This is a genomic window from Streptomyces aureus, from assembly GCF_001418135.1.
Taxonomy (GTDB): domain Bacteria; phylum Actinomycetota; class Actinomycetes; order Streptomycetales; family Streptomycetaceae; genus Streptomyces; species Streptomyces aureus_A.
On record NZ_LIPQ01000397.1, the window covers coordinates 1 to 15,550 of the forward strand.

The 15,550-nt window shown below is 72.8% G+C and carries 14 protein-coding genes and 1 pseudogene; 13 read left to right on the forward strand and 2 right to left on the reverse strand.

Going from position 1 to position 15,550, the window contains the following annotated elements; translation table 11 throughout:
• The 3 genes from AOK00_RS28665 to AOK00_RS28675 all read left to right on the forward strand — a co-directional run.
• A partial coding sequence (locus AOK00_RS28665; RefSeq protein WP_055603153.1) for a hypothetical protein occupies positions 1–674 on the forward strand: 674 nt, incomplete at its 5' end.
• Positions 671–1,834, forward strand: coding sequence for a type VII secretion-associated serine protease mycosin (gene mycP / locus AOK00_RS28670; RefSeq protein WP_055603154.1), 1,164 nt, complete (start codon positions 671–673; stop codon positions 1,832–1,834). The genes AOK00_RS28665 and mycP, both read left to right, overlap by 4 nt.
• Positions 1,835–1,917: 83 nt before the next feature.
• Entirely contained in the window at positions 1,918–2,649 is a 732-nt protein-coding gene (locus AOK00_RS28675; protein WP_055603155.1) for an SseB family protein, read from the forward strand.
• A 10-nt stretch (positions 2,650–2,659) separates the two neighbouring features.
• On the opposite strand, the gene AOK00_RS28680 is transcribed toward AOK00_RS28675, so the two are convergent.
• Positions 2,660–3,046 (reverse strand): DUF1844 domain-containing protein, encoded by a 387-nt coding sequence (locus AOK00_RS28680; protein WP_030316083.1) that lies wholly within the window; start codon positions 3,044–3,046, stop codon positions 2,660–2,662.
• 272 nt (positions 3,047–3,318) lie between these two features.
• On the opposite strand from AOK00_RS28680, the gene infC reads away from it, so the two are divergent.
• From infC to AOK00_RS28735, 10 genes are all read left to right on the forward strand, one after another.
• Positions 3,319–4,083 carry a translation initiation factor IF-3 gene (infC, locus tag AOK00_RS28685; protein WP_107097486.1) on the forward strand — a complete coding sequence of 255 codons (765 nt, stop codon included), beginning with the start codon at positions 3,319–3,321 and terminating at the stop codon, positions 4,081–4,083.
• Positions 4,084–4,207: 124 nt separating this feature from the next.
• Positions 4,208–4,402, forward strand: a complete 195-nt coding sequence (gene rpmI, locus AOK00_RS28690) for a 50S ribosomal protein L35 (RefSeq protein ID WP_030316087.1) — start codon at positions 4,208–4,210, stop codon at positions 4,400–4,402.
• 107 nt (positions 4,403–4,509) lie between these two features.
• Positions 4,510–4,896, forward strand: coding sequence for a 50S ribosomal protein L20 (gene rplT / locus AOK00_RS28695; RefSeq protein WP_015032398.1), 387 nt, complete (start codon positions 4,510–4,512; stop codon positions 4,894–4,896).
• Between the two features lie 261 nt (positions 4,897–5,157).
• Positions 5,158–5,997 (forward strand): TrmH family RNA methyltransferase, encoded by an 840-nt coding sequence (locus AOK00_RS28700; RefSeq protein WP_055603157.1) that lies wholly within the window; start codon positions 5,158–5,160, stop codon positions 5,995–5,997.
• An 81-nt stretch (positions 5,998–6,078) separates the two neighbouring features.
• Positions 6,079–7,338 (forward strand): sensor histidine kinase, encoded by a 1,260-nt coding sequence (locus AOK00_RS28705; RefSeq protein WP_055603158.1) that lies wholly within the window; start codon positions 6,079–6,081, stop codon positions 7,336–7,338.
• Between the two features lie 177 nt (positions 7,339–7,515).
• Complete coding sequence (pheS, locus tag AOK00_RS28710; protein WP_030316093.1) at positions 7,516–8,643, forward strand: phenylalanine--tRNA ligase subunit alpha; 1,128 nt, start codon at positions 7,516–7,518, stop codon at positions 8,641–8,643.
• Positions 8,643–11,171, forward strand: coding sequence for a phenylalanine--tRNA ligase subunit beta (pheT, locus tag AOK00_RS28715; protein ID WP_055603159.1), 2,529 nt, complete (start codon positions 8,643–8,645; stop codon positions 11,169–11,171). The genes pheS and pheT overlap by 1 nt, the downstream gene beginning before the upstream one ends.
• 339 nt (positions 11,172–11,510) lie before the next feature.
• Entirely contained in the window at positions 11,511–12,578 is a 1,068-nt protein-coding gene (locus AOK00_RS28720) for a PP2C family protein-serine/threonine phosphatase (protein WP_055603160.1), read from the forward strand.
• 357 nt (positions 12,579–12,935) lie between these two features.
• Complete coding sequence (locus AOK00_RS28730; RefSeq protein WP_055603162.1) at positions 12,936–14,276, forward strand: hypothetical protein; 1,341 nt, start codon at positions 12,936–12,938, stop codon at positions 14,274–14,276.
• A gap of 62 nt (positions 14,277–14,338) precedes the next feature.
• Positions 14,339–14,869: an NUDIX domain-containing protein gene (locus AOK00_RS28735; protein WP_030316110.1), complete on the forward strand. Its 531-nt coding sequence runs from the start codon at positions 14,339–14,341 to the stop codon at positions 14,867–14,869.
• A gap of 120 nt (positions 14,870–14,989) precedes the next feature.
• Here the strand turns inward: AOK00_RS28735 and AOK00_RS37645 are convergent.
• Positions 14,990–15,550 (reverse strand): annotated as a pseudogene (locus tag AOK00_RS37645) (3-hydroxybutyryl-CoA dehydrogenase); the annotation flags it as partial.

Consider the following 15,550-nt stretch of genomic DNA (forward strand, 5'->3'; position numbering starts at 1 on the left):
TGGCCGCCGCAGAGCCCGGGGAGCCCGCCGAACCCGCCGGGTACACCCAGGCCAAGGACCTCTGGCACAACGCCCCCGTCGACACCCTCTTCCCCCGCACCCTCGCGGGACCCGCCGCGGGTCCGGGCGGCGCCGCCCGGACCTGGACCCGGATCGTCGTCGCCCCCGACGCCGCCTGCTCGCCGGCCGTCCTGGCCAAGGGCCTCCTCACCACCCTCCAGCCGCTGGGCTGCGAGCGCGTCCTGCGCGCCACGTACACCGACGCCACCGCCAGCAGCGTGATCACCGTCGGCCTCGTCTTCACCCGCGCCGACGCGGCCACGCAACGCACCCTCGGCCAGGGCCTCACCACCCGCCTAGGCCAGGACGTCCCCCCGGCGCTCTCCGGCCCCGGCACCGTCGCCGCCCGCTTCGGCGCGAAGCAGCGGGCCGGGTGGTGGCTGAACGCCCCCACCGACCTCCCCGTCGTCGTCACCGCAGTCTCCGGCTTCGCCGACGGCCGTGCCGTCGACGCCCCGCAGCCCGCCGACCGCGCCATGACCGCGGGCCGTACCGACGCCACCGCGCAGTCCGGCCTCGGCCACGAGGCCAAGAACATCACGCTCCGTTTCGAGCAGCTGCTGCGCACGGCCGTCGCCCCGCCGGAGAAGGACAAGCAGGAGGACGCCCGGTGACCCGCCTCCGTACCCCCGCGGCCGTCCTCCTCGCCACCGCCTTCGCCGTCCTCCCCGCCACCACCACACCCGCGTACGCCGACACCATCCGGGCCCGGCAGTGGGGCCTCCAGGCCCTCCACACCACGGAGGCCTGGCGGACCACCAAGGGCGAGGGCATCACCGTCGCCGTCCTCGACACCGGCGTCGACGCCCAGCACCCCGACCTGGAGGGTTCGGTCCTCACCGGCCGCGACCTCGTCGGCTTCGGCGCCTCCCGGGGCGACCGCGCCTGGGCCCGGCACGGCACCGCCATGGCCGGGATCATCGCCGGGCACGGCCACGGCCCCGACGGCGGCGACGGCGTCCTGGGTATCGCCCCCGACGCCAAGATCCTGCCCGTCCGGGTCATCCTCGAAGGCACCGACAAGTCCCGCGACAAGGCCCGCAAGACCCGGGGCACCGCCCTCGCCGAAGGCATCCGGTGGGCCGCCGACCACGGCGCCGACGTCATCAACATGTCCCTGGGCGACGACTCCAAGTCCGCCCACCCGGACGCCGGGGAGGACGCCGCCGTCCAGTACGCGCTCGCGAAGGGCGTCTCCGTCGTCGCCTCCGCCGGCAACGGCGGCGAGAAGGGCGACCACATCTCGTACCCCGCCGCCTACCCCGGCGTCATCGCCGTCACCGCGGTCGACCGCTACGGCACCCACGCCTCCTTCTCCACCCGCCGCTGGTACGCCACCGTCAGCGCCCCCGGTGTCGACATCGCCATCGCCGACCCCGACCGCCGCTACTACGAGGGCTGGGGCACGAGCGCCGCCGCCGCGTTCGCCTCCGGAGCCGTCGCCCTCGTCCGCTCCGCACACCCCGACCTCACCCCGGCCCAGGTCAAGCGGCTCCTCATCGACACCGCCCGCAGCCGCCCCAAGGGCGGCCGCAGCGACGCCAAGGGGTACGGAACGGTCGACCCGGCCGCCGCGATCGAGGCCGGCGCGAAGCTCAAGGGCGGCGACCCCACGGCCACGGCCACCGGCTACCAGGGCCGCTACTTCGGCCCCGGACCGCTCCCCGCCCCCGAGGAGAGCCGCCCCATCGGCCTGCTCGCCCCGCTCACCGGCGGCCTCGGCGCCCTGCTCCTCCTCACCGCCGTCATCCTCCGCCGCGCCCACCGGGCCTAGGGGCCCCCGATCCCGCCTGATCGACAAGGCACCCCTGGCCCCCGGCGGACCGGCCGCCCCCGCCCGGCGGTTAGGCTCGGTGCGTGGCGCTCAAGAACATCCCGGACCCCGGTTTCTCCGACGACGACGGCACCGCCGACCCGCGGCTCGCCGCGGCCCTCGCGGCCTGGGCGGAGGACAGAACCGCCCACGGCCCCGTCCTCGACGCGCTGCGGGAGGCCCGGCTGCTCGTCCCCGTCGTCGCCGTCCTCGGCGAGGTCGAGACCGACGAGAACGGCCTGCGGCGCGAGAAGACCAGCGACATGGCGGTCCCCACCCTCACGGCCGGTGACCGGCGCGCCCTGCCCGCCTTCACCTCGATCGCCTCGCTCGCCCTGTGGGACCCGGAGGCCCGGCCCGTCGCCGTCCCGCTCCACCAGGCGCTCCAGGCCGCCGCGCACGAGAAGGCCGACACGGTCGTGCTCGACCTCGCGGGCCCGGTGCCGTACCAGCTGACCGGCCCGGCCCTGCTCGCCCTCGCCGAGGGCCGCACCAGCGCCGACCCGCTCGACGACCCCGCCGTCCGGGAAGCGGTGCGGGCCGCCGTCGCCGCCGAGCCCGCGGTGCTCCGCGCCCACCTGGGACCCGGCGCCGCGGACGGCACCCTCGCCCTGGTCCTCGGCGGGGGCGGCTCCCCGGCGGAGGCCGCGCAGCGCGTGGCCCGTGCCCTGGCCGCCGACGAAACACTGAGGGCCCGCCTGGTGCGGGGCCTCGACCTGGCACTCCTGCCGGCCTCGGCCACGCCTCCGGGCGAGCCCTTCTACGTAAAGCGGTAAGCGACGAGGGCTAGCCGTACACCGGCCCGGTGTACTTCTCGCCCGGGCCCTGGCCCGGCTCGTCCGGGATCAGGGACGCCTCGCGGAAGGCGAGCTGGAGGGACTTCAGCCCGTCCCGCAGGGGAGCCGCGTGGAAGGACGACACCTCCGTCGCGCCGGCGTCGAGCAGGCCCGCGAGCGCGTGCACCAGCTTGCGGGCCTCGTCGAGGTCCTTGTACTTGTCGCCCTCTTCGGTGAGCCCGAGCTTCACCGCGGCGGCGCTCATCAGGTTGACGGCGACGGTCACGATCACCTCGACCGCGGGGACCTCCGCGATGTCGCGGGTCATGGCGTCGAAGTCGGGGGAATCGGCGGTGTCGGGGGAGTCCGGGGACTCGTTCTGGGGCGTCTCGCTCATGCCTCATACGATATGCCGGTCCTCGGTTAGCGTTGACCGCCGGGTCCTGCTAACCTTGTGTAACGACCGGCCGGACACGCGTGTGCCCGGCCCACAAGTGGAGGCTCCGTACTCCCACCTGACCACCCTCACGGGTGGCGGGTCACCGGTCAGGTGGCGCCCATCGTTCCGTACGGACGATGGAGCCGCCCGATGTGCGCCCCGCGGTTGACCGCGGCGGTGCTCCGGTATTTCCGTGGAGCCCCGCCTGTGTCCCGTCCGGGGCATTTTTCATGTACCGGCTCGGTTGGTCTCACCAGAAACAGACATGCGCGTCCGTCCGCCAGGCGGTCGCGTGGTGCTACCGAGGAGGATCCATCAGCGCCGAGCCCCGCATCAACGACAGGATTCGCGTTCCCGAGGTGCGACTTGTCGGACCCAGCGGCGAGCAGGTCGGGATTGTTCCGCTTGCCAAGGCCCTGGAGCTCGCACAGGAGTACGACCTCGACCTGGTCGAGGTCGCGGCGAACGCCCGTCCGCCCGTGTGCAAGCTCATGGACTACGGGAAGTTCAAGTACGAGTCGGCCATGAAGGCCCGTGAGGCGCGCAAGAACCAGGCGCACACGGTCATCAAGGAGATGAAGCTCCGGCCGAAGATCGACCCGCACGACTACGACACCAAGAAGGGTCACGTCGTCCGGTTCCTCAAGCAGGGTGACAAGGTCAAGATCACGATCATGTTCCGTGGTCGTGAGCAGTCCCGTCCCGAGCTTGGTTTCCGGCTGCTGCAGCGGCTGGCGTCGGACGTCGAGGAGCTTGGCTTCATCGAGTCCAACCCGAAGCAGGACGGCCGGAACATGATCATGGTTCTCGGCCCGCACAAGAAGAAGACCGAGGCCATGGCCGAGGCGCGTGAGGCCCAGGCCGCACGCAAGGCCGAGCGCCAGGGCGTCACCTCCGAGGAGACGTCCGAGGCTCCGGCCGCCGAGACCGAGGTCGCTGAGGCTCCGGTCGTCGAGGCCGAGGCGGAAGCCCCGGCCGAGAACCCCGAGGCGTGACCCGCGGGGCTGCCAACCAGGCAGCCCCGGGCCCCGCCCGGAACCACCGAACGAAGAATTGACGCTCCCGGATCGCCGGTGCCCGCACCGGCGGGGAGCGCCACTGACGAGGAGATACGGCGCGATGCCGAAGAACAAGACGCACTCCGGTGCCAAGAAGCGCTTCAAGGTCACCGGCACCGGCAAGATCCTGCGCGAGCGCGCCGGCAAGCGCCACCTGCTCGAGCACAAGTCGTCCAAGCTGACGCGTCGCCTCACCGGCAACGCCGAGATGGCCCCGGGTGACGCCGCCAAGATCAAGAAGATGCTGGGCATCTGAGTTTGATCTCCCGCTCTCGGCGACGAGAGCTTCCGGCCAAGACCGGGAACCATCCGTTTTTCGGGTCGTGTGAGGACCACCACGACCCCGCTACAAGGAGTTAACAAGTGGCACGCGTCAAGCGGGCAGTCAACGCCCACAAGAAGCGCCGGGCGATCCTCGAGGCGGCCTCCGGCTACCGCGGTCAGCGTTCGCGCCTGTACCGCAAGGCCAAGGAGCAGGTCACCCACTCGCTGGTCTACAACTACAACGACCGCAAGAAGCGCAAGGGCGACTTCCGTCAGCTGTGGATCCAGCGCATCAACGCGGCTGCCCGTCTGAACGGCATGACGTACAACCGCCTCATCCAGGGTCTGAAGGCCGCCAACATCGAGGTGGACCGCAAGATCCTCGCCGAGCTGGCCGTCAACGACGCCAACGCGTTCGCCGCGCTGGTCGAGGTCGCGCAGAAGGCTCTGCCGGCCGACGTCAACGCCCCGAAGGCCGCCGCCTGATCTTCCAGGCCGCAGTACCTCTGCCCGGACCCGCAGGCGCGCACGCGTCTGCGGGTCCGGGTGCGTCCGCCCCCTGAGGGTGTTCGGTGGAGGTGGACCGCCCGGGCCCGCAGCGCCACCGGCCGCGGGCCCCGAGACCGGACACCGAAGGTCACGACCGGTCACCGCCCGGACCCCGAAGCCCCGGACACCGAAGGTCACGACCGGCCACCGCCCGGACCCCGAAGCCACCCGGCACCGAAGAGAGAACCGCCGCACCTCATGGTCACCCCCGAGCTGATCTCCCCGCGTTCCCCGCGCGTCGTCGCCGCCCGGCGGCTCGCCAAGCGCAACTTCCGGGGCAAGGACCGCCTCTTCATCGCCGAGGGCCCGCAGGCCGTCCGTGAGGCGGTCGAGCACCGCGGCTCCACCGGAGAGCCCACGCTCGTCGAGCTCTTCACCACCGTCGAGGCCGCCGAGCGCTACAGCGCCATCATCGAGGCCGCCCTCGCCGCCGGGGCCCGCGTCCACCACGCCTCCGACGCCGTCCTCGCCGAGGTCTCCCAGACCGTCACCCCGCAGGGGCTCGTCGGTGTCTGCCGGTTCCTCGACTCGCCGTTCGAGGAGATCGTCGCCGCCCGCCCCAAGCTGGTCGCCGTCCTCGCCCACGTACGGGATCCCGGGAACGCCGGCACGGTGCTGCGCTGCGCCGACGCGGCCGGCGCCGACGCGGTCGTCCTCACCGACGCCTCCGTCGACCTGTACAACCCCAAGTCCGTCCGGGCCTCCGTCGGTTCGCTCTTCCACCTGCCGGTCGCCGTCGGCGTCCCCGTCGAGCAGGCCGTCGCCGGGCTGAAGAGCGCGGGCGTACGGGTCCTCGCCGCGGACGGGGCCGGTCAGGACGACCTCGACGCCGAGCTGGACGCCGGAACCATGGGCGGGCCCACCGCCTGGATCTTCGGCAACGAGGCCTGGGGGCTGCCCGAGGAGACCCGGGCCCTCGCCGACGCCGTCGTCCGCGTTCCGATCCACGGCAAGGCCGAGAGCCTCAACCTCGCGACGGCCGCCGCGGTCTGCCTGTACGCCTCCGCCCGCGCACAGCGGCCCCGAACCTCCGCCTGAGGGGTCCATTCCGCCCTCCCCGCCCAGTAGAGTGACGCACTCGGGGGCCCACTGCGCTACACGGAGGGGTGGGGAACGGGGATGACGGTCGGCACGGACAGTCCCGCACAGGCACGGAGCGCCGAGCCGCACGCCCAGGAGCCACCGGGCAGGGCGGCGGCCGCCCCGGACGCCCGGGACCAGGCCGGCCCCGCCGGGCCCCATGCCCCGGAGGGCTCGGGCCCCGCCGAGGCCGACGAGGCCGGTACCGCCACGGCCGCAAGCGCCACGGCCGGTACCGACGGCTTCGCCGGTGTGTTTCCCGACGACCTGCCCGACGGACTCGTCGTCGCCGACGAGACCGGCCGGGTCGTCATCTTCAACGCCGCCGCCAGCCGTATCACCGCCGTCCCCGGCGACAAGGCCCTCGGCCTCCCCCTCGACCAGGCTCTGCCGCTCGAAGACCTCAAGGGACGCCGCTGGTGGGCCCTGACCGACCCGTACGGCGGCCTCGCCACCCGTCGCGGCCAGCCCGAGCGCAATCTGCTGCTGCCCGGCGGCCGTGAGGTCCTCGTCTCCGCCCGGTACGTCCGCGAGCACCCCACCGGACCGGTCCGGCGGGTCGTGATCTCTCTGCGTGGCACCGAGGCGCGCCGCCGCACCGAGCGCAGCCACGCCGAGCTGATCGCCACGGTCGCCCACGAACTGCGCTCCCCGCTCACCTCCGTCAAGGGCTTCACCGCCACCCTCCTCACCAAGTGGGAGCGGTTCAACGACGAGCAGAAGCGGCTCATGCTGGAGACCGTCGACGCCGACGCGGGCCGCATCAAGCGGCTCATCGCCGAACTCCTCGACATCTCCCGGATCGATTCCGGCCGGCTCGAAGTGCGGCGTCAGCCGGTCGACATCGCCGCCGCCATCGGCCGGCACGTCCAGGTGCACACCACCGGCGGCCAGTCCCCGGACCGGTTCTTCGTCCGGATCATGCCCGGGCTGCCGGCGCTCTGGGCCGACCCCGACAAGATCGACCAGATCCTCGGGAACCTCCTCGAAAATGCGGTGCGCCACGGCGAGGGAACGGTCACCATCGAGGTGGCACCCGCCAGGAAGCACGCCGACGGAGAAGAGGGGACGGAGGTCACCGTGAGCGACGAGGGCCCCGGCATCCCCGAGGAGTCGATGAGCCGCGTCTTCACCCGCTTCTGGCGGGGCAGCAAGCGCGGCGGCACCGGGCTCGGCCTCTACATCGTCAAGGGCGTCGTCGAGGCCCACGGCGGAACCATCACCGTCGGCAGGGGCCCCCGGGGCGGGGCCGAGTTCCGATTTATGCTGCCCGTCGGCACCCCGGCCCATCTCGCCTGACGAGATCCAGCACGAAGTCCGACCGGATCGGACAGGATCTGACGAGATCGAAAGCCGCCCGGGCCGCCCACGGGCTCATTCGCATCCCCCCACCCCGTTAGACTCGTCCTTTGGCACGTTTGCGCCCTTGACGTCGAGCGGGGCCGCCCAGCCAAGCCAACGGAAGCACGGGAAGAGATGTCCGCACCCAATAAGTCGTACGACCCGGTTGAGGTCGAGGCACTGAAACCGGAAGAGATCGAGCGCATGCGGGACGAGGCGCTCGCCGCCTTCGCCGCCGCGGGCGACCTCGACGCGCTCGCGCACGCGAAGACGGCGCACACCGGTGGCACCTCGCCGCTGGCGCTCGCCAACCGGGAGATCGGTGCCCTGCCCCCGCAGGCCAAGGCCGCCGCCGGAAAGCTCGTGGGCCAGGCCCGCGGCATCGTCTCCAAGGCGCTCGCCGCCCGCCAGACGGAGCTGGAGGCCGAGCGCGACGCGCGCGTCCTCGTCGAGGAGGCCGTCGACGTCACCCTGCCGTACGACCGCGTCCCGGCCGGTGCCCGCCACCCGCTGACCACGCTCATGGAGCGCGTCTCCGACGTGTTCGTCTCCATGGGGTACGAGGTCGCCGAGGGTCCCGAGGTCGAGGCGGAGTGGTTCAACTTCGACGCCCTCAACTTCGTACCGGACCACCCGGCGCGCCAGATGCAGGACACCTTCTTCGTCGAGGGGCCGGAAGGCACCACGGGCGACGAGTCCGGTGTCGTGCTGCGCACGCACACCTCGCCGGTCCAGGCCCGCACGCTCATCGACCGGGAGCCCCCGGTCTACGTCGTGTGCCCCGGCCGCGTCTACCGCACCGACGAGCTCGACGCCACGCACACCCCGGTCTTCCACCAGATCGAGCTGCTCGCCGTCGACGAGGGCCTGACCATGGCCGACCTCAAGGGCACCCTGGACCACATGGTCCAGGCGCTCTTCGGCCCGGACATGAAGACCCGGCTGCGTCCGAACTTCTTCCCCTTCACCGAGCCGTCCGCCGAGATGGACATGCTCTGCTACGTCTGCCGAGGCGAGTCCGTCGGCAACCCGGACCGCCCCTGCCGCACCTGCGGCAGCGAGGGCTGGATCGAGCTGGGCGGCTGCGGCATGGTCAACCCGAAGGTGCTCGTGGCCTGCGGTGTGGACCCCGAGAAGTACAGCGGATTCGCCTTCGGGTTCGGCATCGAGCGGATGCTGATGTTCCGCCACAACGTCGACGACATGCGAAACATGGTCGAGGGTGACGTCCGGTTCACCCGGCCGTTCGGGATGGAGATCTGATGCGGGTCCCGCTTTCTTGGCTGCGGGAGTACGTCGACCTGCCGGCGACGGAGACCGGCCGCGACGTCCAGGCCAAGCTCATTTCGGCAGGCCTCGAGGTCGAGACCGTCGAGCAGCTCGGCGCCGGCCTGACCGGCCCGCTGGTGGTCGGCAAGGTCCTCACCATCGAGGAGCTGACGGAGTTCAAGAAGCCCATCCGCTTCTGCACCGTCGACGTCGGCCAGGCCAACGGCACCGGCGAGCCCCAGGAGATCATCTGTGGCGCCCGGAACTTCGCCGCCGGCGACAAGGTCGTCGTGGCCCTGCCCGGCGCCGTGCTCCCCGGTGACTTCCGGATCGCCGAGCGCAAGACGTACGGCCGGGTCTCCCGGGGCATGATCTGCTCCGGCGACGAGCTCGGCATGGGCGACGACGGCACCCACGGCATCATCGTGCTGCCGCCGGAGCTCGAGATCGGCATCGACGCCACCAAGCTCCTGGAGCTGTACGACGAGGTCCTCGACATCGCCGTCACCCCGGACCGCGGCTACTGCCTCTCGATGCGCGGCGTCGCCCGCGAGACCGCCATCGCGTACGGCCTGCCGCTGCGCGACCCGGCGCTGCTCGACGTGCCCGCGCCCAACTCGTACGGCTACCCGGTCCGGGTCACCGACCCGATCGGCTGCGACCGCTTCACCGCGCGCACCGTCGTCGGTCTGCAGCCCGAGGCCCGGTCCCCGATCTGGCTGCGCCGCCGCCTCCAGAAGGCCGGCATGCGCCCGATCTCGCTCGCGGTCGACGTCACGAACTACGTGATGCTCGAACTCGGCCAGCCGCTGCACGCCTACGACCGGAGCCGGCTCGACGGCCCCGTCGGAGTGCGTCGCGCCGAGGCCGGCGAGAAGATCACCACGCTCGACGGCACCGTCCGCGTCCTGGACGCGGCGGACCTGGTCATCACCGACGACCGCGGTCCGATCGGCATCGCCGGTGTCATGGGCGGCGCCAACACGGAGATCGCCGACCCGGAGACGGACCCGGAGACCGGGGTCGTCACGGGCACCTCCGAGATCGTCATCGAGGCCGCGCACTTCGACGCGATCTCGATCGCCCGCACCGCGCGCCGCCACAAGCTGGCCTCCGAGGCGTCCAAGCGCTTCGAGCGCGGTGTCGACCCGCAGGCCGCGGCCGCCGCGGCCCAGCGCTGCGTCGACCTGCTCGTGCTGCTCGCGGGCGGCACGGCCGAGGCCGGCGTCACCGAGATCAGCGCCCCGTCCGCGCCGCGCACGATCACCATGCCGGCGAACCACCCGGACAAGGTCGCGGGCGTCGGCTACGGCCGCGAGACCGTCGTCCGCCGCCTCCAGGAGGTCGGCTGCGACGTCTACGGCCAGGACGAGCTCGTCGTCACCGTGCCGTCGTGGCGTCCCGACCTCAACGAGCCGAACGACCTCGCCGAAGAGGTCATCCGGCTGGAGGGCTACGAGAACCTGCCCTCCACGCTGCCGAAGCCGCCGGCCGGCCGCGGGCTCACCGAGCGCCAGCGCGTCCACCGCCGGGTGGGCCGCGCCCTGGCCGGTGCCGGCTACGTCGAGGCGCTGAACTACCCGTTCATCGGGGAGCAGGCCCTCGACAACCTCGGCCTCGACGCGGACGACGCCCGCCGTCGGCTCGTGAAGCTGGTCAACCCGCTCTCGGACGAGGAGCCCGCGCTCCGTACGACGCTGCTGCCGGGCCTGCTCGGCGCGCTGCGCCGGAACGACAGCCGCGGCAGCCACGACCTGGCGCTCTTCGAGACCGGTCTGGTCTTCCGGCCGGAGGGACAGCCGGGCGTCGCCGTCCGGCTGCCCGTCGACCGCCGTCCCACCGACGAGGAGATCGCCTCGGTCAACGCCGTGCTGCCCGCGCAGCCGCGCCGCGCCGCCGTCGTCCTCGCCGGTGCGCGCGAGCAGGCCGGCTGGTGGGGCAAGGGCCGTCCGTCCGACTGGGCGGACGCGGTCGAGGCCGGCCGGACCGTGGCCGCCGAGGCGGGCGTCGAGCTGATCATCAGCGCCGACCAGCACGCCCCGTGGCACCCGGGCCGCTGCGCCGCGTTCCACGTCGAGGTGAACGGCGAGAAGGTCCTCGTCGGTCACGCCGGCGAGCTCCACCCGCGCGTGGTCAAGGCCTTCGGCCTGCCGGCCCGCACCTGCGCGATGGAGATCGACCTGGACCGCCTGGAGAAGGCGAACGAGGGCCCGGTGAAGGCTCCTCGGATCTCCTCCTTCCCGGTCGCCACCCAGGACGTCGCCCTGGTCGTCGCGGACAACGTCCCGGCCGCCGAGGTCGAGGCCGCCCTCGGCGAGGGCGCGGGTGAACTCCTCGAGTCCATCCGGCTGTTCGACGTCTACACCGGCGACCAGCTCGGCGAGGGCACCAAGTCCCTGGCGTACGCCCTGAAGTTCCGCGCCCCGGACCGCACCCTGACGGTCGAAGAGGCCACCGCGGCCCGCGACGCGGCGGTCGCCCTGGCGTCCGAGCGCACGGGCGCGGTGCTGCGCGGCGCCTGAGCGCCGTAGCACCGGACCACGAGGAGGGCCGCCCCGGGATTCCCCGGGGCGGCCCTCCGTCGTTTCCGTACTTTCTCCGTTCGTACCAGGCGCGGGCGCCTCGCCGCGCAGCGCTCGGCGGCGCCCCCGAGGCGTACCCGAGACCGGTCGTCGTCCGCCTGTGCGCATGGCGGAGCCCTGGCGGAGGGCGGCGCGCCAGGGGTGCTCACTCTTTCGGGTGAGCTCGTCGGGGGGTGTTCCCCGGTGGGTCGTGCGGTCGGCAGAATCGACGCGGCCGCAGGGGCGGACCTGTGGGCCGCAGGGCCTGCGGGCGCTGTCGGGGCTCGGGAAGGGCCGTGCATGATCCGTACGAGGTCGTTGGTCTCCGATGGCTCCCGGCTCCGCCGGCTGGCCCCGCTCGCTCTTCCCACCGCGTGGGGTGCGGTGGCCGTGGCATGGAAGTTCGGCTGCCCGTTGGCCCGGCAGCCCGGGCTGCCGATGAGGATCGCCACCAGTGTCGTCTTTCTCACCGTCGGCATCGGGCTCGTGCTCGGGCTGCGGCGCGGGCTCGCCCGGGAGTTGGCGCTCGTGCGTGCCGTCGCCCTCGCCACCCAGCAGGTGCTGCTGCGCCCGCCGCCCGCCCGCCTCGACGGACTCTCCCTCGCCGCAGGGCAGTTGTCCGCCTCCCGGGGCGCGTCCGTGGGCGGGGATCTGTACGAGGCGGTGGCCACCCCGTACGGCGTGCGGATCGTCATCGGGGACGTACGGGGCCATGGGCTCGCGGCACTTGGCGCCGTGGTCGCCGTGCTCGGGAGTTTCCGTGAGGCCGCGCACGACGAGGCCGAGCTCGGCGGGGTGCTGCGGCGGCTTGAGCGGGCCCTGGAGCGGCATCTGCGGGAGCGGGCCCGGGACGAGCACCCGGCGCGGACCGGGACGGCGCCGGAACATCCGGCGGCGGAGGAGTTCGTGACCCTGCTCCTCCTGGAGGTCCGGTCCGACGGACGGCTCTCCGTGCTCAACTGCGGCCATCCCGGCCCGTATCACCTCGGGCGCACCGCGGAGCGGCTCCCCGTGGGCGACCCGCTGCCCCCGCTCGGGGTCCTGCCGCTGCCCGCCGCCCTCGCGCCGTACACCGCGGCCCGGTTGAAGCCCGGCGACACGCTCGTCCTCCACACGGACGGCGCCGAGGAGGCCCGTGACCACCGGGGCCGGTTCTTCGCGCTCGACACCGCGCTGGCCGGGATGTGCGGCGCGGCGCCCGAGGCGCTCGTCCGCGAGGTCCACACCGCCCTGCTGCACCACACGGGCGGGCGGCTCACCGACGACGTCGCCCTGCTCGTCGTACGCAACGACCGTGTCCGGGTGCCGGCGCAGCCCGCCGAACCCGGGCTGCGCCGCCCCCGGCCCGCCCCCTCCTCCCACTGTTGAGAGGAGGGGCCGGGACCGGTGTCGCCCGCGCCGCCACGGAGTGTCGGGCAGATCAGCGGGGCGGGCGACACGGACCGGGCGGCCGCACTGTTTGAGGGGGGAGCCGGCGGCCCGGTCATCGCCTTGCGGCGAGAAGCACAGTCAAGCGGTACGGGGACGAGCACGGCAGAGTACGCGGACCGGAAGAACGAGTACTTCGTTCACACCCCGTGCGAAATCCTCCCGTAGCGGTGCGTGAGAGGTGGCGCGAGGGGGTTCTCCGCAGTGGTTCGGTCCGTACGAATTCGGCCACCGCTACGCTGAGTTCACCGCGCCCCGGCCGAGCGGCCGGAGCGGACCGGAGCGACCGGAGCGGTCATGCAGCCCAACACCTTGCTCGACGCCCTGCTCGACGAAGCGGGCGTCTCGAACGCCGGCCTCGCCGCCCATGTGAACCGGGCCGGCCGGGCCAGGGGCCTCACCCTGCGCTACGAACACACCGCCGTGGCCCGCTGGTTGAAGGGCCAGCGGCCGCGCGGCCAGGTGCCGGACCTGATCTGCGAGGTGCTCGCCGCCCGGCTGCACCGGCAGGTGACCCTGGACGACATCGGCTTCGGTGTGCCCGACGGGCCCGTGCTGGCGGTCGGTTCACCGCTCTCCGGGTTCGTGGAGCGCGCGGCCGCCCTGTGGCGGTCCGACGAGCAGCAGCGGCCGCACATCGTCGCCGCACCCGCCGTGACCGGCACACCGGCCGTGATGCCCGTGTGGGAGTGGGAGAACCCGCCGGAGGACGTGGACGTCTCCCGGGTCGGCCGGACGTCGGTCTCCGCGGCCGACATCACCGTGCTGAGCGCCGCCCGTTCCCACTACGAGCAGATGTACCGCAAGGCCGGGGGCATCGCGACCCGTGCCCGGATCGTCGGCTTCCTCACCGCCGAGACGGCGCCGCTGCTGCGGGGCTCGTACAGCGACGCCCTCGGCCGGCGGCTGCACCGCGCCACCGGCGGGCTCGTGGCGGTGGCCGGCATCTGCGCGTACGACGCCGACGCGCACGGTCTCGCCCAGCGCTACTTCCACCAGGCACTGCGGCTCGCGAAGGCGAGCGGGGACCGGGGGCTCGGCGCCTATGTGATCGCGCTCCTCGTCAACCAGTCGCTGTTCATGGGGGAGTACCGGCAGGCGGTGGCGTTCGCGGAGGCGGCGCTGCGGACGGCGGGGCGGCAGATCACCCCGGCGCTCGCCGCCGATCTGACGGCGATGCAGGCGAAGGCGTACGCGCATCTGGGCGACGGGGCCGCCGCGCTGGCCTGCATCCGGCGGGCCGAGGCCGCGGCCGAGCGGATCAGCCCGGGGGACGAGCCGGCCGAGACGGGCTATGTGCAGCCCGGACTCGTCAACGTCCAGGTCGCCGAGGCCCTGCTCAGTCTGGGTGATCTCGCCGCGGCCCATGAGCACGCGTCGATGGCCGTGGGGGTGCCGTCGCACGACCGGGGCCGGGTGCACCGGCTCGCCATGCTGTGTCAGATCGAGCTGCGCCGGGGGGAGGCCGACGGGGCTGCGCGGACGGCCGTGGAGATGACCGAGCGGGCGCGGGGGATGGAGTCGCGGCGGCTGCGCGACCGGCTGCGGCAGGTGCGGGAGCACCTCCTGGCCAGTGGCGGAGGCGACGCCAGGGAGGCGGCGGCGCTCATTGACGGGGCGCTGCGCGTTCCCCTGTGAGCCACGAACTGCTGCGATATTGCCACCAAACAAGCACCGACCAGTCGGAAGGTGGCAAGAACGTGCAGTGGACGAAACTGAGCGAACGCTCTGTCTATGAGAATCGCTGGTTCCAGGTGAACCTCGCGGACGTCGAACTCCCGGACGGCCGCCACCTCGACCACTATCTGATCCGGCTCCGCCCGGTCGCCGTCGCGACGGCCGTCAACGAGGCCGACGAAGTCCTGATGCTCTGGCGCCATCGTTTCATCACCGACAGCTGGGGCTGGGAACTGGCCGCCGGAGTCGTCGAGGACGGCGAGGAGATCGAAGCCGCCGCCGCCCGCGAGATGGAGGAGGAGACCGGCTGGCGGCCGGGGCCGCTGCGCCATCTCCTCACCGTCGAGCCGTCCAACGGCCTCACCGACGCCCGTCACCACCTCTACTGGGCGGAGACGGCCACCTACACCGGACCGCCCGAGGACGCCTTCGAGTCCTCACGGCGGGCCTGGGTGCCGCTGAAACAGGTCCCCGACATGATCGCCCGGGGCGAGATCCCGGCCGCGAACATGGCCGCGGGGCTGCTGATGCTCCACCACCTGCGCCTGGGCTGAGGCGGCTGGGCCGACGCGCCCGAGCCCGATCCGCCTGAGCCGACGCGGCCGGGCCGGAGGACCCGCGAAAAGCCGGACGGCCCGTACCTGTGCGTGTGTACGGGCCGTCCGGTGTCCTNNCCGCGTCCACCATGCGCTGGAGCAGCGGGGGAGCGGCGTACAGCGGCTCCTTGAACTCGGCGTACATCGAGTCGGCGATCGACGCGATCGTGTCGAGACCGATCAGGTCCGAGAGCTTCAGCGGGCCCATCGGGTGGGCGCAGCCGAACTCCATGCCGTTGTCGATGTCGTCGCGGCTCGCGATTCCCGACTCGAACATCCGGATCGCGGAGAGCAGGTACGGCACGAGCAGCGCGTTGACCACGAAGCCGGAGCGGTCCTGCGCGCGGATCGCGTGCTTGCCGAGGGTCTTCTCCGCGAAGGCCTGGGCCCGGCTGATCGTGCCCTCGGAGGTGGTGAGGGCCGGGATCAGCTCGACGAGCTTCTGCACCGGGGCCGGGTTGAAGAAGTGGATGCCGATGACCTGGTCGGGGCGGGAGGTCGCCACGGCCAGCTTCACCAGCGGGATCGAGGAGGTGTTCGAGGCCAGGATGGCGTCCGGCCGGGTCATCACCTGGTCGAGGACCTGGAAGATCTCGGTCTTGACCTGCTCGTTCTCCACGACCGCCTCGATGACGAGGT

What these genes read in the sequence shown, in the direction of transcription:
- AOK00_RS28680 (WP_030316083.1), bottom strand. Translation starts at nt 3,046, where the DNA reads ATGAGCGAGACGCCCCAGAACGAGTCCCCGGACTCCCCCGACACCGCC.
- infC (WP_107097486.1), top strand. Translation starts at nt 3,319, where the DNA reads ATGTACCGGCTCGGTTGGTCTCACCAGAAACAGACATGCGCGTCCGTC.
- rpmI (WP_030316087.1), top strand. Translation starts at nt 4,208, where the DNA reads ATGCCGAAGAACAAGACGCACTCCGGTGCCAAGAAGCGCTTCAAGGTC.
- AOK00_RS28700 (WP_055603157.1), top strand. Translation starts at nt 5,158, where the DNA reads ATGGTCACCCCCGAGCTGATCTCCCCGCGTTCCCCGCGCGTCGTCGCC.
- AOK00_RS28705 (WP_055603158.1), top strand. Translation starts at nt 6,079, where the DNA reads ATGACGGTCGGCACGGACAGTCCCGCACAGGCACGGAGCGCCGAGCCG.
- pheS (WP_030316093.1), top strand. Translation starts at nt 7,516, where the DNA reads ATGTCCGCACCCAATAAGTCGTACGACCCGGTTGAGGTCGAGGCACTG.
- pheT (WP_055603159.1), top strand. Translation starts at nt 8,643, where the DNA reads ATGCGGGTCCCGCTTTCTTGGCTGCGGGAGTACGTCGACCTGCCGGCG.
- AOK00_RS28720 (WP_055603160.1), top strand. Translation starts at nt 11,511, where the DNA reads ATGATCCGTACGAGGTCGTTGGTCTCCGATGGCTCCCGGCTCCGCCGG.
- AOK00_RS28730 (WP_055603162.1), top strand. Translation starts at nt 12,936, where the DNA reads ATGCAGCCCAACACCTTGCTCGACGCCCTGCTCGACGAAGCGGGCGTC.